This window comes from Sphingobacterium sp. UBA7631, from assembly GCF_002483935.1.
GTDB classification, from domain to species: domain Bacteria; phylum Bacteroidota; class Bacteroidia; order Sphingobacteriales; family Sphingobacteriaceae; genus Sphingobacterium; species Sphingobacterium multivorum.
On sequence record NZ_DLIX01000010.1, the window covers coordinates 309,264 to 332,704 of the forward strand.

A 23,441-nucleotide genomic window follows, 5' to 3' on the forward strand; every position below is an offset into this window, starting at 1 on the left:
TTTTTTTATTGTTCTTGTTTATTGATGAACACAAATTTACCGTCGAATACATCCAGACGAATAATCGAATCGCGATTTACTTTTCCGGATAAAATTTCCTTTGATAGTTCATTTAAAATTCGTTTTTGAATAACACGTTTTAGTGGCCTAGCCCCATAAATTGGGTCATAACCAAGCTGTGCCAACCAATCCATTGCTTCATCAGAAGCCGTAATGAATATATTTTGTTCGGCCAGCTGTTTCTGAACATGTGCAAATTGTAAACGAACAATATCTCCAATTTCGTCTCGACTTAATGGCGTAAACATAATCACTTCATCGATACGGTTCAAAAACTCGGGGCGAATCGACTGTTTTAAAAGATCGAAGACCTCATTGCGTGTTTTGGCGATAATTTCATCCCTATTATCATCGGTCAGATGACTGAAATTCTCCTGTATAATGGTTGACCCCGTATTGGAGGTCATGATGATAATGGTGTTTTTGAAGTTTACCGTACGACCTTTGTTGTCTGTAAGATGGCCATCATCCAATACCTGCAATAGGATATTGAATACATCGGGATGAGCTTTTTCAATTTCATCTAACAAAACAACAGAATAGGGTCTTCTTCGGACTGCTTCAGTCAACTGCCCGCCTTCATCATAGCCGACATATCCCGGAGGCGCTCCGATTAAACGAGACACGGCGTGTCGTTCTTGATATTCCGACATATCAATACGAACCATGGATTGTTCGTCGTCAAATAAGAACTCGGCAAGTGCTTTTGCAAGTTCGGTTTTTCCGACTCCGGTAGTCCCCAAAAATATGAACGATCCTATTGGTCGTTTCGCATCACTTAATCCAGCACGTGATCGACGAATGGCATCGGAAATAGCTTCTATTGCTTCATCCTGACCGGCGACACGTTTATGAAGCTCTTCCTCCAGATTCAATAATTTTTCGCGTTCTGATTGAATCATCTTGCTCACAGGTATTCCTGTCCATTTTGCGACAACATCAGCAATGTCTTCTGAAGTAACTTCTTCTTTGAGCATACGCTTGCTTTCTTGTTTTTCAGCGAGTTCAGCCTTTAGTTTGTCCACTTTTTCTTGCGCTTCTTTAATTCGTCCATAACGAAGTTCTGCTACCTTTCCATAGTCTCCGGAACGTTCGGCCTGCTCAGCTTCGAGTTTGTAGTTTTCAATATTCTCAATCTCTTGATTGACATTGTCAACAAGACTCTTTTCTTCTTGCCATGACGCTCTTAAGGTATCTCTTTCTGCAGATAGATTAGCGATACTTTCCGATAATTCTGCAACTTTTTTATCGTCATTTTCACGTTTCAAAGCTTCACGCTCAATTTCCAATTGCATGATACGACGTTCAAGCTCATCGACAGCTTCCGGTACAGAATCCATTTCAAGGCGCAATTTGGATGCTGCCTCATCAATTAAATCAATCGCTTTATCTGGTAGAAAACGATCGGCAATATAGCGCTGTGACAATTCCACGGCAGCAATGATAGACTCATCCAGAATGCGTACCTTATGGTGTGTTTCGTAGCGTTCTTTTAGGCCACGGAGAATGGAAATGGCATCTTGCGTGTCAGGTTCTTCAACCATAACTTTCTGGAACCTGCGCTCCAATGCTTTATCTTTCTCAAAGTATTTTTGGTATTCGTTTAAGGTTGTCGCTCCAATTGCACGTAGTTCACCTCTAGCTAACGCCGGTTTGAGGATATTAGCCGCATCCATTGCACCTTCACCACCTCCAGCACCCACCAATGTATGGATTTCGTCGATAAAGAGTATGATGTCTCCATTGGAATCGGTAACTTCTTTTACAACCGCTTTTAGACGTTCTTCAAATTCACCTTTATATTTAGCTCCGGCAACCAAAGCGCCCATATCTAAGGAAAATACAATCTTAGATTTTAAGTTTTCAGGTGCGTCGCCTTTAATAATTCTGTAAGCAATACCTTCCGCGATAGCCGTTTTACCAACCCCAGGCTCACCGACAAGTATCGGGTTGTTTTTGGTACGACGGGAGAGTATCTGCATCACACGTCGAATTTCCTCATCACGGCCAATCACAGGATCCAATTTTCCGGATTCGGCATATTCATTTAAATTTCGGGCATATTTTCCCAAAGCATTGTAGGTGGCCTCCGCATTTTGATCAGTTACCCGACTGTTTCCGCGCAATTCTTTTATGGCGGTCTTTAAGTCTTTTTCTGTAACGCCCTGTGACTTAAGTAATGTTGAGGTTTTATCAGAAGTTGCCAGAATACCCAATAATAAATGCTCTACCGAGACAAATTCATCATTGAATTCTTTGAGATAGCCCTGTGCTTTCTGAAGTGCATTGTTGGCATCGCTACTTAAATAAATATTGCTGCCACTAACCTTCGGAAAACCTTCAATTTGTTTGTCAAGTTCAGTCCCGAGATAGCTGATGTTGACATTTAACTTTTTTAATAAGTGGCTGACAACATTTTCATCCACTGTGAGTAAAGCTTTTAAAATATGCGCTGTCTCAATCGCCTGTTGTTGATGACCAGCCGCAATTTCGGAAGCTTTTTGTATAGCCTCTTGGGCTTTAATTGTATAGTTGTTAAAATTCATTTTTATTCTCTTATTTAAAGTTTCGTTGATACATATTGGTTATAACAATTGAAGTGCCATTCGGGTTTTAAGCTATACTTCGGAAAAAATGGCAATAATTTTTATTGAATCATGACAAATTTTCAGTTGTCAAAAATAATGCGCTTGATTTTTAAATAATTGGCTTAGCAGGGTATAAAATTCTTGAAATCGACTTGCATTTTTGGTTTAAGCTTTCGATATTTGCAGCATCTTAAAACGGTCAGACGTTATAAGATTGAAAAGAAGTAACGCCTCTTTAGCTCAGCTGGTAGAGCAACTGACTTGTAATCAGTAGGTCATTGGTTCGATTCCGATAAGAGGCTCTTTTAAGCAACATGCATTAAACTTCTTTAAAAAGCCTCTTTAGCTCAGCTGGTAGAGCAACTGACTTGTAATCAGTAGGTCATTGGTTCGATTCCGATAAGAGGCTCTTTGAGCGACACTCATTAAAATTCATTTGAAAGCCTCTTTAGCTCAGCTGGTAGAGCAACTGACTTGTAATCAGTAGGTCATTGGTTCGATTCCGATAAGAGGCTCATAAAAAAGATCCCCAAGATTTCTTAGGGATCTTTTTTTGTTTAGTCCAAACTAAGTTTTGCTGCTGTAGCGATTTTCTTTGGTATATCTGTGTTATCCATTTTCTGACTGAATTGCTCGGAGCCAACACCGATCGCATATATCGGTGCATAGGCGGCCGAATGGTTGTTAGAGGCCCAGCTTATTGATCCCATCCGATTTAAGATTGAAATACTCAGTGCGGCTATTTTGTCGTCGCTTGCGTAAAGGCTTTTTGCGGTTTCATTTTGGTGATCGACAAAGCTTTTTTGATAGGCAGCTTCTAAAGCACTACGATCAGTTTCATGGATTGTAATTTTGGAAAATAAACCAGTTTGAGCAGCAATGAGATTCTTGAGATCGTCCCATGTTGCATTTGGATTATTCTTACGAAGGTTGCCTATTGCGTTCGAAAGTTCTGCATGCGAGGTTTTTTGGTGGGACAAGAATTTTGTTTTCAGCGAAGAACTTCCATTACCGACACCTAATCCTCCTGTTTCATGGTCCGCTGTAACGACTATAAGTGTTTCATTTGGGAATTTTTTATAAAAATCATAGGCGAGTTGTACGGAGGCATTGAAATCCAATACTTCCTGAATCGTTGTAGCCGCATCATTTGCATGGCATGCCCAATCAATTTTTCCACCTTCAATCATTAAAAAGAAACCATTTGTATTGTTTTTATGCAGTGAAGTGATAGCTGCAGATGTGATATCTGCCAATTTTAAATCATTTGGCTTTTGGTCTATGGCATATTTAAGGGCATCTATGGGACTGCCATCTGAATTCATCAATATGATCTTATCTGATTTATTTGGTAGTTGTGCATAAGCATCTTTTCCTTTAAGCACGTTATAGCCGGCTTTTTCTAATATGGGGAAAAGCGATGGCGCCTTTTTATGATCAAATGTTGTTTCGGGTTTGAGAAAATTGGATCCGCCAAAAAAATCAAAATTGGAAGTGACAATTTCTTTACCGATTTCATAATACATGTCGCGGTCTGCTTGGTGCGCATAAAATGAAGCCGGGGTAGCGTGGTCTATGCTGACGCTTGTAATAATACCGACTTTCTTTCCTTTTTGCTTTGCGGCATAAGCTATACTCTTATAGGGGACAGTTCCTGTACTATCCATACCGATAACGCCATTTTTGGTTTTTTTTCCAACGGCTAATGCGGTACCTCCAGCGCCTGAGTCCGTTACGCCATTTGAGAGTGAATGTGTGGAGGCAAATCCAACATGAGGAAATTGGGTAAACACAAGTGGGATGGGGTTATCTTTATGCTGTACTTCAGCTTGATGAATTTCGGTGAGATTAACCTGGTTGAGGCCCATGCCATCACCAATTAAATAAAAGATGTATTTTGCTTCTTGGCCAAAAGAGGGGAAAACATGTACAAAAACGAGGAGAAACAGAAATAAAACGTGTTTTTTCATTTGAATGGTTGTTATTTTAAAAAAACACAAATTACAGCCTTAGGATTAGTTTATTGTTAATTCAATATTATGAATTACTATTTAGGCGATTCAACTGGTTTCTGTTGCTAATTTTTGGATATCTTTAACGTTTACAGTGTGGATACCTTTTGTGTAGTGATTGATCGCCTGTAAAATTGCGGAAGCAACTTGTGCTACAGACAGTGGCTTATAGGATTTGAATAATCCTATCGTATTAAGGATACGAAGGGCAGTAATGGCTGTTTTTTCACCGAAGCGATCTGTGTTTGGTCGAATTAATCCTCCCGGCTGGAAAATGATAAGCCGATTGAAATTAAGTGCTTTAACATCCTGTTCAAGGGTTCCTTTCATGCGGTTATAAAAAATTTTTGATGCAGGATCCGCAAGAACTGCCGATAATAAGAGAAAGGTAGGAAAACCATTTTTTTTGGCCAATGCCGCAAATTGCAAATTAAGATCATGATCTATTTTCCATTGTGCATCTTTACCGCCTGCATCCTTTAATGTGGTGCCAAGGCAGGAAATAGCGATGTCGCCTTGGATCTCGCGCTCAAAATCCGTTAGATTTTCAAAATCTACGATAACCTGTTTCAATTTAATGTGCTCCTCAAACGACACACGTCTTAAAAGAACAACGATTTCCGTAACTTCCTTAGATTTCAACATCAATTGAATGAGCGCCCTTCCTGTAGCACCAGAACCGCCAATTAAAACTACCTTCATTATTTCCTTACTTATTTTCTTTACTAATTATCTTGAATGAATTGCTTCACGGAGAGTTATTGCCCAGATGATTGAGTATGCAATTAATCTTTATAATTAGGCTTGCCAGGAGTAAAGCGAACAATAGATTGATCCAATCGGAGGGTGTCTGCTACAGTGATTAGATCTTCTTCGACAATAAAATTTTGATCAATAGCGGTTTTTATTGTTGTAAAGTCCTCTTGATCGGCATCTTGGAAATAGAGTAGGGATTGAATTGTAGATACTGCCACCAGTTCGAGTAATTCGTCTTCACCTTCGTATCCAACGTAGAAAAAATCTGCCATAATATTGATATTTAATGTTATACGAATATACTTTTTTATTTTTAAAATTTGTCAAATAGCGTGAGAACTTCTTGAAGAGTGATAGACACTATGTCAAAAAGTTGTTGAAATTTGACTTTCTTTTATCCAGTTGTGGGCAGCCAGTGTAAAATACATTATATTTGATATAGTCATTTTAAAGATAATTAACAATAAGTTTTAATAACGATGGATAAAGAGCAGATACAAAATTGGTTAGATAATGGGTATGATATACTTCATCATGGAAGACCAGTGAAGGTTGAAGGTGATTTGTGGGATTACATCGATGGATTGGGAAGTTATGAAAATGTGTATGTTTTACGAGAATTAATCTACTGGACGGAAGAAGAGTTAGCAAATATTGGTAAATAGCGTTGAGACCCTGAAAATCCGTGTTCAGGATCCCTTCGGTTGTTTCTTGTGCTAGAATATAATATTACGTTTGAAAGCACAGCCTAATTCGATAAGGGAGTCTGTCTTCGCAATTCCTGGAATGCTATCGATTTTTTCATAAAGTAGTTGTCGCATATGTTCATGATTTTTAGCAATAATTTTCACATATAACGTGTAGTTGCCCGTAATATAGTAGCATTCTGTAACTTCTGGTATTTTTTTGAGCTCTTCAATAATTCTGCTCGAATCATGATCTTTTTCTAAACTTAGCCCGGTAAAAGCACCCCAATCATAGCCTAGCTTCTTTTCATTCAATACGGGCTTTATACCTGTCAGTATCCCTTGTTCCGTCAAACGGTTGATTCGTTGATGGATCATGGTATTGGATACGCCCATGGCTGTTGCTATTGCAGAGTAGGCCATCCGTCCATCTTCGTCTAAATATTTTAAAATCTGTAGATCAAAGTCATCGATATTATTCATTGTAGAAAGTGGTTTAAAAGTTAATTTTAATATTTATATGCTAATTTAGTGTTAAATTTTATTTTTCAGTCAATAAAAAAGTAAATATTGTATATTTGTTCTTATTAGAAAAAACTGAATTATGAGTACAGTAGCTAAACAAGGTAAGGGCGAGATGTTCATTGCCAAAGAAGAAAAATATGGAGCGCACAATTATCATCCTCTTCCGGTCGTCTTGGAACGAGCTGAAGGAGTTATGGTGTGGGATGTTGATGGAAAGTCTTATTTTGATTTCTTATCTGCATATTCAGCTGTCAATCAAGGACACTGCCATCCACGGATTGTACACGCTTTAAAAGAGCAAGCCGAGAAATTAACATTAACATCCAGGGCATTTTATAATAATAAACTGGGTGATTTTGAAGAAATGCTTTGTCATCTTTTTGGATTTGATAAGGCTTTGGTGATGAATTCGGGCGTTGAAGCTGTGGAAACAGCAATGAAGCTTTGTCGTAAATGGGCCTATCAGGTGAAAGGTGTAGCAGCCAATCAAGCGAAAATTGTCTTTGCCAAGGACAATTTCCATGGTAGGACAATCTCTGTGATATCGGCATCCAATGATCCTACTGCAACACATGAATTTGGTCCCTTTTTAGATGGCATAGTACTCGTTCCCTATAATGATGTTGATGCACTAGAACAGTTATTCAAAGCAGATGAAAATATCGCCGGTTTTATCGTTGAGCCAATTCAGGGCGAAGCGGGTATTGTCGTTCCTGATGAGGATTATCTGATGCGTGTGAGACAATTATGTACAAAATACAATGTATTGTTTATTGCAGACGAAATCCAAACTGGTATTGCTCGGACGGGAAGCATGTTGGCATCCTATGCTATTGATGATGCGCAGAGTCAAAGCAAACCAGATGTTCTGATTTTAGGGAAAGCTTTATCGGGCGGTGTATTGCCGGTATCGGCAGTGTTGGCAAATGATTCCATTATGTTGTGTATTAAACCGGGCGAACATGGTTCGACTTATGGTGGTAATCCCTTAGCCTGTGCAGTAGCTATGGAAGCGCTAAATGTTGTGCGGGATGAAAATTTGACGCAACGGGCGCTTGAGATGGGGGCCTTGTTTTTGGATGGATTGCGTCAGATTGCTGCTAAGTTTACGTTAATTACAGAAGTGCGAGGAAAGGGGCTCTTGACTGCCATTGTAATTGATGCGGATGAAGAAAGTGATTTGGCCTGGAATATCTGTCTCAAATTTAAAGAAAATGGACTTTTAGCGAAGCCTACACATGGTAACAAAATTCGATTGGCTCCGCCGCTGGTTATTACAAAAGAGCAAGTCGAGACTTGCTTAGGGATCATTGAGCGATCGTTGACTAATTTGAAATAGTGTATGGAGAAAATGATTGAATTGATCAAAAACAGATCGGATATAGGAGCAGGGACTAGGGGTTCAGATCTGGGCATCGACGCCATCGAGATAGCTGCAATTAATAAAGGAAGTCAATATTTCATTAACTATCCATTTGTTGATGTGCCGACTCGAAATAGCTCCATTTATCAGAATGATAATCATCCTTTTGCGAAACATATTCAGCAGGTTTATGAACAATGCAAACAAGTAGCTTCCACCGTTGAAGATAGCTTATCTTCCGGCAATTTTCCATTGGTGTTTTCAGGGGATCATTCCTCCGCAATGGGGACGATCAGTGGTTTAAAGTCCGCTTATCCTGATAAACAACTCGGTGTGATCTGGGTAGACGCGCATGCCGATATTCATTCTCCGCACACAACACCTTCTGGTAATATGCATGGAATGCCTTTAGCGGCGATGTTGAATGAGGATAATATCCCGTGTAAAATCAATAAAATAGACGAATCGACACAAGAATTTTGGAATAAACTAAAACGAATAGCTGGCCCAGTAGGTAAAATACTATCCAATCATTTGATTTATTTTGGTGTAAGGGATACGGAAGAACCGGAAGATCTGGTCATTGAACGACTTGGCATTAAAAACTATCGTGTGGAAGATACGAGACAGCGCGGAATAACCGATTGTGTGGCTGAAGCATTGAAAATCCTAGAAGCATGTGATATGATTTATATCTCTTTTGATGTGGATAGCATGGATAGTGAATTGATCTCGGATGGCACCGGAACACCAGTACCGAAGGGGTTTTTGCCAAGGGAGATTGTGTCGATTTTAGAAGAGATCATCCGATCGGGTAAGGTGATTTGTTTTGAAATTGTTGAAGTTAATCCACTATTGGACAATAAGGGTAACAAAATGGCAGAGGTGGCATTTGATATATTAGAACGGATCACTCCGCTCATTGAATTGAAATCGAGTAATTAACCGGTTTTGGGATTGTCTATTTTCAAGCCCTTTTATTGATGTGTATCGTCAATAAAAGGGCTTTTTTAATAGTATATCGTTGAGCTTGGTGGATAAAAATAAGTCAGCCTTCCTTATGTTAAAACTCGTATTACTCTATGTGATTTAATATTGTGTTAACATGTTTCATGTACATTTGCAATTCGATTATTTACATGAAATATGAGGATTTCTGATAAAATTATTTTGTTTCTACTTTTTTTTATACAGCTTTTTTTGTGGCAGCCAGGTACTGCGCAGGTTGAATCCTTTAAGGATATTAGAGGATTAAGTCAAAACCATCCTGATTCTGCAATTATGCTCGTAAAAAAACGTTATGCAAAAGCTGTTACGGATAAAGACTTATTATTACAAGCCAATTGTTTACAGGCGATTGGATGGTTATGTGTTAATCAGGGGCATTATGGACAGGCGCAGGACTACTATTTTCAAGCCGATCGAATCTATACGCAATTAAATTCAAAACAGCATCTTGCTTCGAATTGGAGTGATATCGGGGAGCTCAATATTTTCAACAAACAACATGATCTAGCGAAAGTTTATTTTAACAAGGCGCTACATTCTTTCCGAACAGAAGGGGATAAAAATGGAGAGGCAGGTACATTAGGGAATATAGGTCATTTATTTGAAAAGGAAGCGAACTACGACTCCGCCTTTGTCTACCAGAATCTTGCTTTGTCCATTTATAGCAGTATTGGTAATAAAAATGGAGAAGCCAAGATCCATGAAAATTTAGGCAGTATTTATGAAGATCTTGCAAGGTATGACAGCGCTTTTTTTCATTTTGAAAAAGCACGTACCCTCTATACGGAAACAAAAGACAATTATGGAAAAATTGTGGTCATAAATAATATGGGCGATATTTTTAGGAAGACCAATAAATATCCAGAAAGTATTAAACTCACGCAATTGGCTTATCAGATGGCGGAAAATTTGGGTGATGTGTATCAAATGGCTGCTACGACAAAAGATTTGAGTAGAACCTACGCCTTGCGTGAGCAGATGGATAGCGCCTATTTTTATGCAGAAAAGAGCCGTAAGTTGGTGCTTGAACTTTATAGTGTGGATGGTGCTCGCCATACTGCTTTTTTTCAGGCACTCTACGATATGAATCAACAAGCCGAAGAGATCGAGAAATTACAAGTAACCAAAAGAATCAACTTAATCATGCTCTGGGGAACAATCGTGGTTTTAATTTTGTTAATTGTGTTATCCTATGTATTGCATAGTCGCCAGAAAATTAAGATCAAAAACCAGATCTCCGATTCCCGAAAACAGGAGGCCGAACGCGAGTTGACCGAAATTGCACTTAAAAACCAGTTGCTTGAAGATAAGCAGCTCAAACAAGAACTGTCGCTCAAGCAAAAGGAATTGACATCCCATACCTTAAATTTAATCCGTAACAATCAATTTTTGGAAGAACTTCGTGATGAATTAAAAGGAATGGTTAAGGACGAACGCCGGGATCAAAAACGACAGATGCAGAAGTTGGTGTTGCAGATCAATGAAAATATCACACAGGGTATTCATTGGAAAGAGTTTATGGGAACTTTCGAAAAGGTACATCACAGCTTTTTTGAAAAACTTATTCGACGATTTCCAGATTTGACGGCCGCGGATATGCGGTTAATCGCATTGCTTAAAATAAATTTGAATAATATCGATATTGCCGTCTTATTGGGCATATCACAAGATAGCCTTCGTGTTGCCAGACATCGATTGCGAAAAAAATTAAGATTGGAACAAGGAGAGGACCTCGCGGGCTATCTTGTTGGGATTTCATAATTTTTTAACACAGGAGTAATAGAATGTTAATGGCGCTTAAATAGCATTTAAACTGTTGTTTATTAGTTGTTTAGTAGTGTTTGTTTCCTCGCTGTATAACCCATTTTCTGCCTTGTTTCCTTGTTGTAACGCTCGATATTTTGTGTGATTAAAATTGGCTGCCATCTTTGCGACAACAATCAAAGATTCATAATAATCTAAGCAAAATGAAAAACTTTTTAACAGTATTACTTGCCTCCAGTATTTCGGTCAGCGCTGCTTATGCGACCAAAATCAAAGGTAAGGTATTGGATGGTCAGACTGGTGAAGCTATTGCTGGTGCAACAGTTTTCTTGGAACAAAGTGGGCTATCGACCAAAACACAATTGGATGGTTCGTTTGAATTCAAAGGATTATCTGCAGGTGTGGATAAGGTCCATATCAAGCATATGGCTTACGCCGAACTAATTAAAGAAATCGAGATTCAAAAAGAAAATACCCCTCATTTTATTTTTCAGCTGACATCGACCGAACAAACATTAATGGAAGTAACTATAAAAGGACGTCGAAACGGTGGGGATGACGATCCTAGCGCGCGGCGTTTAGAAAAGAATGCGTCACAAATTATGAATGTTGTTTCGGCGCGCGCAATAGAGATTTCTCCCGATATCACCGTCGCAAATGTTATACAGCGTGTTTCGGGTGTATCCATAGAAAGAAATTCGAATGGCGAGGGGCAATACGCAATTCTGAGAGGGATGGATAAACGTTACAACACGACTTTGGTGAATGGCGTAAAAGTTCCGAGTCCAGATAATAAATACCGTTATGTGCCTTTGGATTTATTTCCTTCAGATATGTTGGAACGCTTAGAAGTCTACAAGTCGCTAACACCAAATATGGAAGCCGATGCAGTGGGTGGGGTTGTCAATATGGTTATGAAATCGGCGCCGACAAAGCTATTGCTTCAAGCAAATTTGGCAACAGGTTATAGCCAACGTTATTTTAATCGGGATTTTGGAAGCTTTTCGACAAGCGGAACCTCGGCAAAATCGCCATATGAACAGCATGGGAAGAATTACAATGCAACCGCTGCTGATTTTAATAAGGGTGCATTAGATTATACTTATAAAAAGCCACTTCCAGACCTTGTCGGCAATTTGACAATAGGCAATCGGTATTTGGATGATAAATTGGGCGTTATTTTGGGTGCGAGTTATCAAAATTTACATCGTGGCAGTCGTTCTATTTTCTACAAATCGGCTGTCGTTGGCGTAAATCCCAATGCGGTAATTACTGAGCAGAGTGATCGTCAATATGATGAACAGCAACAACGCTTAGGTTTGCATAACAAGATCGACTATCGATTTAATCTGAATCATCGGATTAGCTTCTATCAAATGTATGTGAATTTAAATAACATGCAATTGCGTGATGCTGTGAATACGATATATAATGGCCAGTATGATCCCAGTATTGGTAAAGCCGAACTGACCTATGTGACAAGAAGTCGAAAAACACAACAACAGATCTACAATGGTACCCTACAGGGGGATCATCATTTTTTAGATAATCGGCTGAATGTCCGTTGGTCAGGTGTGCTTTCTTCAGCGCGCAATCAATTGCCACAAAATACGATGATCAGTTTGGATGGCGTAGAAGAAAATTTTGAACGTAAAAGAACTTCTCTCGTCAATAAATCTCCTGTAACCTATCGTTGGGAGCGTAATACGGATAATGATCATGCAGGTTATTGGGATGTAGCTTATAAAGTTCCAATGGAAAACAGTAAGCTGGAGCTATCGACCGGAGGTCTGTATCGTGATAAACAGCGTAGTAGTTTTTACAATAACTACAACTTATCACCAGCTTCTGCAGAAGAGGCAAAGTATAAATACGGTGTGGATTTTCAGCGCTATACCGATCTCAATCTGACTGTCACCAATCCTACTGGAGCTGTCGCAAATCCACTAACTTACGACGCTGGTGAGAAGACCACAGCATTGTACGGCATGTTCAATTATGAGAATGACAAATGGCAGATGATCGGTGGAATCCGTATGGAACACAGCAATCAGAATTATAAATTATTGTTTCCTGCAGGAGAAAAAAGACCGAAGGGATCACAAATTTATACAGAATGGCTGCCAAGTTTGACCATGAAATATCATTTGGACGAAAAACAACAGCTTCATACGGCCTATTATCGCGCGTTAAACCGACCTGGATTTTATGAAATTGTACCCTCAAGTGTGGTTAATGAAGAGTTTTTAGAAAAAGGAAACCCAGATTTAAAACATGCCATAGCAGATAATTTCGATTTAAGGTATGAATTATTCCCTGAAGCTTCCTCACAATTTCTTGTCGGTATGTTTTATAAGAAAATCAAAAACCCTATTGAATATACCTTTCAACCGGATGAGGTTCGTAAGCAGGATGTATACTACACTCCAGGTAATTTTGGTAATGCCAACAACTTTGGTGTCGAGGTTGATTACATCAAGTATATCCAGAAATTTGGTGTTAAGGCCAATTATACCTATACACATTCTCGTATAACGACCGCTAAGATGTCGCGTCGAATCAATGAAACCACACAGGACCCAGAAGCGATAATCGTGGATCAAACTAGACCATTATATGGGCAAGCTGCACATGTGGCCAATCTATCATTGCTTTACAAAGATGCTAATAATGGCTGGGAAGGACAATTGGCTGGATCTTATACTGGCTCACGGATCAATACAGTATCGCAATTTCTGAACGATGATTTATGGCAAAAGGGATTTGTTCAGTTAGATGCTTCTATTGAGAAAAAATTTAAAGCAGGTTGGGCCGTTTTTGCCAAAGCCAACAATATCTTGAATACACCTATGGAATTATATGTGAAAGGAACAAATCCCGAAAATGAGAAGATCGCTGAAAAGCTTATTGAAGGCGGAAATACATTGATTAGAAAGGATTTGTATGGACAGAACTATATCCTTGGTTTACGTTATTCGTTTAGTAAATAATAGACCCGCGTAAAACACAACATGTTTTAATCTGAACATGTACGGTGTGAAATAACAACAGTTTGTTTCGGTGAAGCTTTCCCTTTTTTGGAACGATCAAGTTTTGAACAAGTATGATTCGCTTCATCATTAAAATTAAATATATACAGATGAAAAATAAATGTATTTTATCGTTTCTAGCATTTTTTATCGTGGTGTTAAGCGCCTGTGAAAAAGCAAATATTGATGTTGATACTTCTGATGCCGATGGAAGTGCTATCGGCGAGGTCTCCGGTGTGTGGAGTAAGGGGAGTGTGCAGCATATTAAGGGGGATATTATTATTCCCGAAGGTAAGACACTAACGATTGAGGAAGGCGTAACTGTATTGATGGATTCTGTCAATAAGCCTGAAATTGTTGTTTTGGGTAATTTATATGCGTTAGGTACAGCTGAAAATCCTGTCAAGTTTACGGTTGAAGATGGGTATAAGACGAAGACGAATGAATTTGGCAAATTATGGGGAGGAATTTTAGCCGCCCCAAGCTGTCAGGAACTTGTTTTGGACAATACCATCATAGAGTATGGGGGTGCAATTACATCAGACGCGTCAACTTCTGTAAAGATGGGCTTGTATAAAAAAGTGTCTGGTGAAGCTTTACCAGCGCTATGGTTTTCTAATCCAAATGGAAAACTAGTGGTTCAAAATAGTACGGTAAGTCATTTTCACGAAGACTGCACGTATATTGAAGGAGGAAAAATCATTTTTGCTAACAACCGTTTCTTTTCCAATGGGGTGACAGGTGGAGAAGCGATGAATTTCAAATCCGGATGTCTTGCAGATGTTGCTTATAACCTAGTGTATAGTGTAAATACCAATGCATTAAAACTGTCCAATTCAGGAGACCGTACACCCCAGGCTTATATTATTGTTTACAATAATACCATGCTCAACACTGGATGGCGCAGACCGACAGCCAAAGGAGGTTCGATTTGGTTAGAAGCATCTGTCAGAGCCGAGATTTACAATAATCTTTTTGCTAATACGCGGTTTGGAGTCAAGCGCGACCCGAAAAAGCCAGAAGATAACCGTTCTGTGTCAAGTAATAACTGGTACTATGGTTACAGCCAATTGAATGTAGATCAGTTTCAGGTCGGCAAAAATGATATTGTAGGCGGTAGTAATGATATTAGAGGTAAAGTGGCAGGAGATAATAATCCTAAATTTATAGCCTATCCTTTGGAAACCTCAGTCGACAACTATCTGTTTGACTCCACCTGGGATTTTCATCTCCAAGGGAATTCACCTGCATTAAAGGCTGGTACCCTTGCTTTTAAACCTCATTTTACGAGTGGCCTGGTGATGTCAAACGGTCTAATCTATAGTTCTCCCCAGCCAGCAGCATATGTTGGGGCATTCGGTTCCAAATTCTAATTTACTTCATATAATGACAAATTTAAAAACAATACTAACACTAACTTTGGGAGCATCAACCCTGCTTCAAATGGCATGCGAAAATGCGCAAACAAATAATATAGAATCAGTTAAGCCCGTTATTGTGACTGATGCTGTACGTTATGATTCGGATGATCCCGCAATTTGGATCAATAAGAGCGATCCGAGCAAGAGTTTGATTATAGCAACGGATAAAGATGCCGATGGAGCTTTATTCGTGTACGATTTACAGGGTAAAACGGTCAAAGAAAAAGTGGTTTCCAATTTAAAACGACCAAACAATGTTGATGTAGCCTACGGTTTGGTATTGGGGGGGAAACCTGTCGATATCGCCGTCACAACAGAGCGTATGACCCATAAATTGCGTGTCTTTTCATTACCCGATATGAAACCGATCGATCAAGGGGGACTGGATATGTTTGTTAGCGAAACTGAACCGGAATTTAGGGATCTGATGGGGATTGCCCTATATACTTCCCCAAAAGGAGAGATCTATGCTATTGTTGGACGGAAAAATGGACCAAAAGAAGGCTATTTGGGTCAATATTTATTGGAGGATAATGGTTCTGGTACGGTAAAAGCTACATTAGTTCGCAAATTTGGTTCATTTAGTGGGAAAAAAGAGATCGAGGCGATAGCGGTGGACAATGAGCTTGGATATATTTACTATTCGGACGAACAAGTTGGCGTAAAACAATACTATGCCGATCCAGCAAAGGGAAACCAACAGTTGGCATTATTTGCTACAACAGGTTTTAAAGAAGATCATGAAGGTATTTCGATTTATAAATTGACCGATAGTACCGGATATATCTTGGTGTCGGACCAGGGTGCAAATCGTTTTCAGGTCTTTAGTCGGGAAGGAACCCAAAGCAATCCTTTCGAACACAAATATCTGAAGACTGTACCGGTTATGGCAACACAAAGTGATGGTTCAGAAACGACCTCCTTTAATTTAAATGAAACCTTTAAACATGGTTTGTTTGTTACTATGAGCGACGATAAAACATTCCATTACTATCGATGGGAAGATATTGCCGGAGCGGATTTGAAAAAGAAATAGGTTATAGAATAAGTGCTAGAGCAACAGTTGTTATTTGATTACAGCTGTTGCTTTTTTTTGCTATTGGTAATATTTGTTTAAAATACCTCGCGTTATGCTTTATGCACTGAGCGGAATTTTAAACCAAAAGGTTGATCCTTGACCAATCTGGCTGTTGACACCAATTTCTCCTTGATGTTTTTGAATAATTTCTTTGCAAATAAACAGCCCAATGCCAAATCCCGACGCGTAACAATCTGCATCGTCATTTACACGATAGAATTTGTTGAATATTTGTTTCTGATCCTTGTGATTGATGCCTTTTCCTTGGTCTTTGATCTCGACTTCAAAATAACCTGATTGTATTGCCACATGCAGGGTAATTGTTGAATTACTGGGTGAATATTTAATGGCATTGTCCATGAAGTTGATTAGCACTTGTTCGATTTTATCACGATCGGCAATAATCTCCAAATTCGAATCTATTGCTCCTGTATAATGGATGAAGTGCTTTACCGATTTTAAAGAATAGATATTTTGAATATAATCGATTAAAGAGCAAACGTTAAATGTCTTTTTGCGAAGCACTAGCTTACCCTCATTTAATTGAGTAACATTTAAAAAGCCGTCAATTAAACCGCGCATACGCGTTGCTTGCTCATTCGATTGGTGGAGATATTGCATGCGCTTTTCGGTGCTCAGTGTACCTTCTTTGGCCTGAAGTAATTGGATATAGGCAATTAGTGAGGTCAACGGTGTTTTAAGTTCGTGACTTGCGATACTAATAAAGTCTAGTTTTTTCCTTTCTTCTTCCTTGTCATTGGTGCTGTCTATTATAGCGCCGTAGATCATATGTCTTGTTGTATCCGATTCCAATTGACTTCCACCTATTGACCTTAACCATTTTATCTTACCTGTTTTTTTATCTTTTATTTCACATTGACAATCGAAAGGAGATTGTTTATGTGTTACTTCCAGAAAAACATCATGGATGATAGTTCTGTACTGAGGCAGGATTTGGTCAAAAAAGTCAGCTTCTTTGATGTTGTCTTGCTGATCGAAGCCAAATAATTCACGGCAGCGATCATTGAGTTCCATTGTTTTGGTTTCCATGTCAATAGAAAATATACCGATACCGGCGGCTTCTACGATCATTCTAAACTGTTGATCTCTTTTGGCGATAAGTTGATGAATTGCTTCAAGCTTTTCGTGTTCTTGATGCTGGGTGGTAATATCTATAGCGGTACCTGCAAACCATTCGGGTTGTTGGTCTTGGTCAAAGTATACTCTTCCTTTACAGTGCAACCACCGTAACTGAAGATCTTGTGCTCCAATGGTTCTAAACTGTACGTCATAAACACCTTTGTTTTGATAAGTCAGTGATTTTTTGACTTCTTGATCGATTCTATTCCTATCTTCTGGATGAATATATTTAAGGACTTCATTGTATGGAACATACTCACCTTTCGCAAACCCAAAGAGTTCCCGAGTCCGTTCATCCCAATTCACTAAGTAATTTTTACAATTTAAGTTCCATGTTCCCATCTCGGCCGACTGTAAAGCAAAATGATAATGTTCTTCACTCTCAATGATTTTCTTGAGTGCCCCCTTAAGTTTTTCATTTAGATCTTCAGTATGTTTAGATGACAAGGTGTAATTATTCGTTGGGCTCTTATAGTGTTTTCCTGCTATAAGATATTTTTGAGTTAATAAATCTTGTAGCAATTTTCGTTCAATGGTATTTTTTTCCTGCGTTTGTGGGTACTTGTCTTCATTTTCAGGTATCAGTCTAATTTGATTAAATATGCCATAAATTTCACCTTTTTCATTGATGAGCGGATGATATTCAAAAGTGTGCGTATAACCTAGTGAAGACTGTTTTTCCGTTTTGAGTTTAATCCTTATCTTTTCAATGACCGCAGTTTTTCCGTTTATCCAGACATTTTTCAGGAGGGGGATATAGGGTGTTAAATCTTCTCGTTGAAGACAATTTTCAAGACACTGCCCAATAATACGCTGATCACAACCCCAAAGTTTTAACATGTTAGTGCTTGCATAAGAAATATGGAGTTCTGCACTATCATAAATTGCGCAGGCATCCAATGAAGAGGTGAGAACGGCTAAAATATCTTTATCTGAACATATCATAACATAGCAAAAATTAAGTATTGATTAAAGCGATATCGCTATAGCTTGATTTAATAGCATACAAATATTGTTCCTTTCTCATGAGTTTTCGCTCTATCCATAAATGACCGGAGTTGTCGTAAGGGATGAAATCCACTATTTTATTTGCCAGTTGATCCTGTGGGCTGTTTAATGTGAACTCATCATGTCGACAGTAGACTGGATAGAAAGTTGTATCTTTATTTTGTTTATGCAGTCTGTTTCTTTTTTATTTCAAATAGCGAATATGATAAATTATCGTTGCAGTATAAGTTTGGAAGAAAATAGAATTGAAAGTTTTTATTTAAATGCCATAGAAGATGAATACGGTTAAGATACTATTGGTTGAAGATCACATGGTCGTACGGAATGGTATTAAACTACTTTTAGAATCCCAGGGTGAATTTACGGTGATAGGCGAGGCATCTGATGGTGCAGAAGCGCTGTCTATATTGGCGAATGGTTTAGCTCCTGATATTGTTTTAACTGATATAAACATGGAGCATATGGACGGGATGGAGCTTTTAAAAATCATCAGTCAAAAATATCCATTGGTCAAAGTTGTGATATTGTCTATGCTAAATCAAATTCATTATGTTGTTGAAGGTTTTGAACATGGTCTTTCAGGCTACCTGTTGAAAAATATAGGTTACAATGAATTACTTTTTGGATTAAAGCATGTCGCTGAAGGCGGACGCTATATGAGCGAAGAAATTAGTATAGCCCTGCTTGAACAAGTTTCTTCCGGTCAAGTTTATAGGGATGCGGGCTCGAATATCATCCTCGATCTGGAAATAAACGATCGCGAGCTAGAAGTATTAGAGTTAATCGCTGACGGTTTTACAAATTTAGAAATTGCAGATAAAATCTTTTTGAGTAAGCGTACTGTTGAAGGATATCGGCAGAGCTTGATAGATAAAACAAGGGTAAAAAATACCGCGGAATTAGTAAAATATGCTTTTCAACATGGCTTATTAAAAAAGTCATGATAACCATTTCTGTATTTGGTGAGCATGACGTAGCGGGCTATTATTGGAAGTCCGCGCATGCTATTACGTTATATTCGGTATTCTTTCTCGACAACGATTGAAAATAAATAGACCAGCTCCAATAAGAATGAAGGGTATACTAAGCAGCTGTCCCATATTGATCAATAAGGAGTCTTCAAAATGCTCTTGATTGATTTTCAAAAACTCATCTAAAAACCTGAACGAAAACAGCAAAACCAACAGCAAGGCGAAATAGTTTCCATTGTTACGTCGAAGCTTGTTTTCTTTCCATAAACGATATAACAATACGAATAATAAGAGACAAAATAAGGCTTCATAAAGCTGTGCTGGATGCCGGGGGATAGTATCGATATGGGTAAACACAAAGGCCCAAGGTAAGCTACTTGCTGTGCCAATCATTTCAGAGTTCATTAAGTTGCCCAATCGAATGCAAACACCAGCTAAAGGGACGACCAAAGCAATCCGATCTGCAAGCCAGAGAAAAGGAAGTTGCTGTTTTTTTGCAAATAAATAGATTGCGATTAGTATGCCTATACCACCACCGTGGCTTGCCAGCCCACCTTCCCATATGGCTAATATTTTTAAGGGATTATTGAGGTAATAACCGGGATCGTAAAATAATACATGCCCTAGTCTAGCGCCAATGACAGTACCAAAAACAATATAAATGGTTAGTTGATCTAAAAACTCGGGTGGCCGACCTTCTTTCTTAGATAATGATCCTAATATCTTATAACATAATACAATACCCAATAACCAAAATAGTCCGTACCAGCGAATAGGGTGTTCAATAAGTGGAATAACAAAGATATCACTATCTATAGTCCAGTTTATGTAAGTAAAGATTAGGTTATTTACCATATTACGTTTTAGCGTGATGCTTTATGATATAAGTATGTGGTATGGCTATTTCGTTACACGTTTTGATAAAAAAACGAAATTCTCTTTATCGATGCAAATATTGAGTCATATATTGCGATTATTAAATAGTAAGTTTTCATTGTTGACCAATTTGTATGTTTGTAGGAAGTAAAAGAAAATTAACTCTATCTGCGATCAATAATTGCACTCGGTGTTTTTACTGAGGAAGAATATTAACATAAGTATCAGTGGGGTTAAATACTTTTGAAAGTATATATTGGTTTTTTTGATAATATTCCGATATTCGACAATAGATAACATGATATGGATAGTAGTGCCTTGCCTATTTTTTTATAGCTGTTGATATCTTGTGAAAGCTTATTATAGTTAATGAAGGAGGTAATGGAAAAATATAAGACCTTCATGTAAATTTAAACAGATAGTTATATTCTGATGATACGAAATTTGACAAGATTTACTTTTTGTTTTTTATCTCTCGTGCTAATGGCACAGTTACTTTCTTGTTATCAAAGTGACCGTCAGACGTCTAGAAATAATGCGCATACTGAAGATAAGGCACTTGATTTAACCTATCAGGACACATTATTAAAATTTCTCGCTCTACAGGATTTTAGGGATCAATCTATTATAGCAAAGAAGACAACGGAGTTTGCTAAGGATAGATATTTTAATATTTCTGGCTATAATTGGATTTTTTTGGCGTATAACTACTTGTTGGATGATAAAATTGATTCAATAGAAATTGCGCTGAAAAACCTTAATGGGAGAACAATGTCTCCCGATTTGCATGTTCTGAAGGATTACTTTAAAATAAGAGCTAATTTTAGTTTTAATGATGTGACTACTATTGGCATCATGGAACAAATTATCGATGCGAAAGAATATGCATTAGCAAATAAAAGTAGGTTTAGTTTTCTTTTTTTTAATCTATTGGCCAATGCAAATTATCGCCGCGCTGATTATAACCAGGCACTCAAAGATAACGAGTCGTGGTATTATTATCATCCCAACAGATCCGACCCACATGTTGCACAGGCCTATCAGGAGATTAAATTTATACAGTATATTGAATTGCATGATTTTGAGAAATTAAAATTAACACTGGATAGCTGCAGATATTATGCAAATAAAACGGCTGATTCTGCTATTATTATGCGCATGTATAATTTACAGGCGCAGTATTTTTTTAGCATAGGTAATAGTCGAAAAGCAGTAGAGGCATCCCAAAAGTATTTTAATTATTTATCTTCAAGCAAGGCGCTCAATGCCTATGCGTATGCGAATTTGGCAAAAAATTTTTTGAATAATCATCAAGTGGACTCGGCGATCTATTATTTCAATGCTGGATTGCAGTTTATCAAAACACATAAAGGCAAGCAAAATAAATTATTCTATTACCAGAATCTACAAGTAGCACACGCATTAAAAGGAGATTATGAACGGGCTTATTTTACCTTAGATTCAGCCTATCAGGATTATAAAAATAGCACAAAAAGTATTGAAAATGATCGTATCAATGAGATCAATACACGATATGAAACTGAAAAAAAGGACCAGGCTATTCAGCTTTTAAAAACAACAAATGCCTTCAACCATCAGATTATGGTCCAACAGCGTTGGATTTTTGTTATTTTATTTGCGCTGATCTTTAGTATTGCATTCTTCATTTATTATCGGAATAAACAAAAGTTGTTGAAAAATATTAATCAGCGTATAGTTGCCGAAAACAGACAATTAATTTTAGAGCAAAAGACACGACAAAACCAGCTTAATCCGCATTTTATTTATAATGCTATAGCTAATTTGCAAGGTTTGATCAGTAGTGAACAAAAAGCAAAAGCAAATCAATACCTCATCCTGTTGTCCCGTCAAATTCGTGATATACTCGAATTAAATAGGGAGGAGTATATTTCTTTGGATCAAGAAATTAAATCATTAAAGAATTATATACTTTTACAGCAGATGCGCTATCAAGATGTATTTGATTTTGAAATTGAGAGCGGTAATTTGGATGTGGACGATGTCATGATTCCCCCCATGTTGATTCAGCCGTTTGTTGAAAACGCTATTGAACATGCTTTCAAAAATTTAAATTATCGCGGACAGTTACAAATTCTTTTTAATCAGCAAGCAGATCAATTGCATATTGTTATCAGTGATAATGGTTGGGGAATGCGCACAGATAAAAAAGAGAATGCGCACAAGACATCTCTTTCACAGGTGATTACCAAAGAGCGTCTTGAACTTTTATTTACTGATCCAAAGCAAAAAGCAAGGATTGAAATAAAAACCAATTATAAAGAGGATAAAAGTGGATATCGTGTAGAAATTTATATCCCACTTGTTTTATATTTTAATTAAATACGTGAAATTATGAAAGTTTATATTCTTGAAGACGAGCATAACATCTATCTGTATATTAAGTCTCTGTTAGATGCGATACCCTATGTTCAGATAGTAGGTTATAGTCCCTCTATTGCCCAGGCAGAACGTGAATTGCTTGAATCTAATCCAGATCTTATTTTAGCCGATATTCAATTGAAAGACGGATCCAGTTTATCCTTCCTTTCAGAACTGAAATTGGATATTAATACCATCTTTATAACAGCATTTAACCAGTATGCCATAGAAGCCCTAAATATAGGTGCCATTGCGTATTTATTAAAGCCATTAGTCCCAGAACAATTTATGGAAGCTATTGAAAAATGTTATAAAAAAAATACGGAATTTAAGTTCAATAGCATGCAATTAAGCATGGCCGAAAGCTATCTGAAATCTCCAAGTAGACCTCGTAAGATAGCGCTTCGTACATTTGAATATACCCAGATCGTGAATATTGATGATATTCTTTATTGTCATGGAGATAAAGGGTATACTACATTTTATATCAAAGACAATAAACCGATGATGGTTTCAAAAGTCCTTAAACATTTTGAAACGATGCTTCCTGAATCTGAATTTATTCGTTGTCATCAATCTTATTTAATCAATGCCAATTATATTAAAAAATATTTCAAGGATGGCCAAATAGAAATGTCTGATGGTAAAATGATTCCTGTTGCGACCAGAAAAAAAGATGTCATCCAACAATTCTTGAATGATATATAAGAATTGAAATAGTAAAGATTCCGTTTTAGCACTGTGTTTATTTGCTAA

17 protein-coding genes and 3 tRNA genes are annotated in these 23,441 nt (G+C 37.8%); 13 read left to right on the forward strand and 7 right to left on the reverse strand.

Features of this window, described 5'->3' with window-relative positions; genetic code table 11:
- Window positions 1–5: 5 nt before the first annotated feature.
- Window positions 6–2,606, reverse strand: coding sequence for an ATP-dependent chaperone ClpB (gene clpB / locus B3P16_RS17685; RefSeq protein WP_286843757.1), 2,601 nt, complete (start codon window positions 2,604–2,606; stop codon window positions 6–8).
- A gap of 271 nt (window positions 2,607–2,877) precedes the next feature.
- Between clpB and B3P16_RS17690 the strand changes: the two genes are divergently transcribed.
- The 3 genes from B3P16_RS17690 to B3P16_RS17700 all read left to right on the forward strand — a co-directional run bounded on the left by B3P16_RS17690 (window position 2,878) and on the right by B3P16_RS17700 (window position 3,163).
- Window positions 2,878–2,950: transfer RNA gene (locus B3P16_RS17690), tRNA-Thr, on the forward strand.
- Window positions 2,951–2,984: 34 nt separating this feature from the next.
- Window positions 2,985–3,057: transfer RNA gene (locus tag B3P16_RS17695), tRNA-Thr, on the forward strand.
- 33 nt (window positions 3,058–3,090) lie between these two features.
- Window positions 3,091–3,163 (forward strand) — tRNA-Thr (locus tag B3P16_RS17700).
- 42 nt (window positions 3,164–3,205) lie between these two features.
- Here the strand turns inward: B3P16_RS17700 and B3P16_RS17705 are convergent.
- From B3P16_RS17705 to B3P16_RS17715, 3 genes are all read right to left on the reverse strand, one after another.
- The gene (locus tag B3P16_RS17705; RefSeq protein WP_286843758.1) at window positions 3,206–4,618 is read right to left on the reverse strand and encodes an alkaline phosphatase; all 1,413 of its coding nucleotides are present in this window, start codon (window positions 4,616–4,618) and stop codon (window positions 3,206–3,208) included.
- 90 nt (window positions 4,619–4,708) lie between these two features.
- Complete coding sequence (locus B3P16_RS17710; RefSeq protein WP_286843759.1) at window positions 4,709–5,362, reverse strand: NAD(P)H-binding protein; 654 nt, start codon at window positions 5,360–5,362, stop codon at window positions 4,709–4,711.
- A gap of 83 nt (window positions 5,363–5,445) precedes the next feature.
- Window positions 5,446–5,688 carry a hypothetical protein gene (locus B3P16_RS17715; protein ID WP_046673541.1) on the reverse strand — a complete coding sequence of 81 codons (243 nt, stop codon included), beginning with the start codon at window positions 5,686–5,688 and terminating at the stop codon, window positions 5,446–5,448.
- Window positions 5,689–5,895: 207 nt separating this feature from the next.
- Here B3P16_RS17715 and B3P16_RS17720 point away from each other — a divergent pair, with 207 nt between their 5' ends.
- On the forward strand, window positions 5,896–6,081 hold the full coding sequence (locus B3P16_RS17720) for a hypothetical protein (RefSeq protein ID WP_046673540.1): 186 nt from the start codon (window positions 5,896–5,898) through the stop codon (window positions 6,079–6,081).
- Between the two features lie 51 nt (window positions 6,082–6,132).
- Here B3P16_RS17720 and B3P16_RS17725 read toward each other — a convergent pair whose 3' ends face one another.
- Window positions 6,133–6,585: an Lrp/AsnC family transcriptional regulator gene (locus tag B3P16_RS17725; protein WP_046673539.1), complete on the reverse strand. Its 453-nt coding sequence runs from the start codon at window positions 6,583–6,585 to the stop codon at window positions 6,133–6,135.
- Between the two features lie 121 nt (window positions 6,586–6,706).
- Here B3P16_RS17725 and rocD point away from each other — a divergent pair, with 121 nt between their 5' ends.
- From rocD to B3P16_RS17755, 6 genes are all read left to right on the forward strand, one after another.
- Window positions 6,707–7,966 (forward strand): ornithine--oxo-acid transaminase, encoded by a 1,260-nt coding sequence (rocD, locus tag B3P16_RS17730; protein WP_286843760.1) that lies wholly within the window; start codon window positions 6,707–6,709, stop codon window positions 7,964–7,966.
- A 3-nt stretch (window positions 7,967–7,969) separates the two neighbouring features.
- Window positions 7,970–8,935, forward strand: coding sequence for an arginase (locus tag B3P16_RS17735; protein ID WP_286751982.1), 966 nt, complete (start codon window positions 7,970–7,972; stop codon window positions 8,933–8,935).
- A 336-nt stretch (window positions 8,936–9,271) separates the two neighbouring features.
- Window positions 9,272–10,759 carry a tetratricopeptide repeat protein gene (locus tag B3P16_RS17740; protein WP_286751981.1) on the forward strand — a complete coding sequence of 496 codons (1,488 nt, stop codon included), beginning with the start codon at window positions 9,272–9,274 and terminating at the stop codon, window positions 10,757–10,759.
- A 206-nt stretch (window positions 10,760–10,965) separates the two neighbouring features.
- Window positions 10,966–13,752 (forward strand): TonB-dependent receptor, encoded by a 2,787-nt coding sequence (locus B3P16_RS17745; protein WP_286843762.1) that lies wholly within the window; start codon window positions 10,966–10,968, stop codon window positions 13,750–13,752.
- A gap of 149 nt (window positions 13,753–13,901) precedes the next feature.
- A complete protein-coding gene (locus B3P16_RS17750) occupies window positions 13,902–15,164 on the forward strand; it encodes a right-handed parallel beta-helix repeat-containing protein (protein WP_070564482.1) in 1,263 nt (420 codons plus the stop codon).
- Between the two features lie 13 nt (window positions 15,165–15,177).
- Window positions 15,178–16,248 (forward strand): phytase, encoded by a 1,071-nt coding sequence (locus B3P16_RS17755; protein WP_084823135.1) that lies wholly within the window; start codon window positions 15,178–15,180, stop codon window positions 16,246–16,248.
- 99 nt (window positions 16,249–16,347) lie between these two features.
- On the opposite strand, the gene B3P16_RS17760 is transcribed toward B3P16_RS17755, so the two are convergent.
- A complete protein-coding gene (locus tag B3P16_RS17760; RefSeq protein ID WP_286843764.1) occupies window positions 16,348–18,375 on the reverse strand; it encodes a sensor histidine kinase in 2,028 nt (675 codons plus the stop codon).
- A gap of 338 nt (window positions 18,376–18,713) precedes the next feature.
- On the opposite strand from B3P16_RS17760, the gene B3P16_RS17765 reads away from it, so the two are divergent.
- Entirely contained in the window at window positions 18,714–19,382 is a 669-nt protein-coding gene (locus B3P16_RS17765) for a response regulator (RefSeq protein ID WP_070563855.1), read from the forward strand.
- A 63-nt stretch (window positions 19,383–19,445) separates the two neighbouring features.
- Here the strand turns inward: B3P16_RS17765 and lgt are convergent, their stop codons facing one another.
- Window positions 19,446–20,264, reverse strand: a complete 819-nt coding sequence (lgt, locus tag B3P16_RS17770; protein ID WP_286843766.1) for a prolipoprotein diacylglyceryl transferase — start codon at window positions 20,262–20,264, stop codon at window positions 19,446–19,448.
- A gap of 504 nt (window positions 20,265–20,768) precedes the next feature.
- Between lgt and B3P16_RS17775 the strand changes: the two genes are divergently transcribed.
- Both B3P16_RS17775 and B3P16_RS17780 read left to right on the forward strand, forming a co-directional pair.
- Entirely contained in the window at window positions 20,769–22,646 is a 1,878-nt protein-coding gene (locus B3P16_RS17775; protein WP_286843768.1) for a sensor histidine kinase, read from the forward strand.
- A 12-nt stretch (window positions 22,647–22,658) separates the two neighbouring features.
- A complete protein-coding gene (locus B3P16_RS17780) occupies window positions 22,659–23,393 on the forward strand; it encodes a LytR/AlgR family response regulator transcription factor (RefSeq protein ID WP_046673530.1) in 735 nt (244 codons plus the stop codon).
- The last annotated feature ends 48 nt before the right edge of the window (window positions 23,394–23,441 follow it).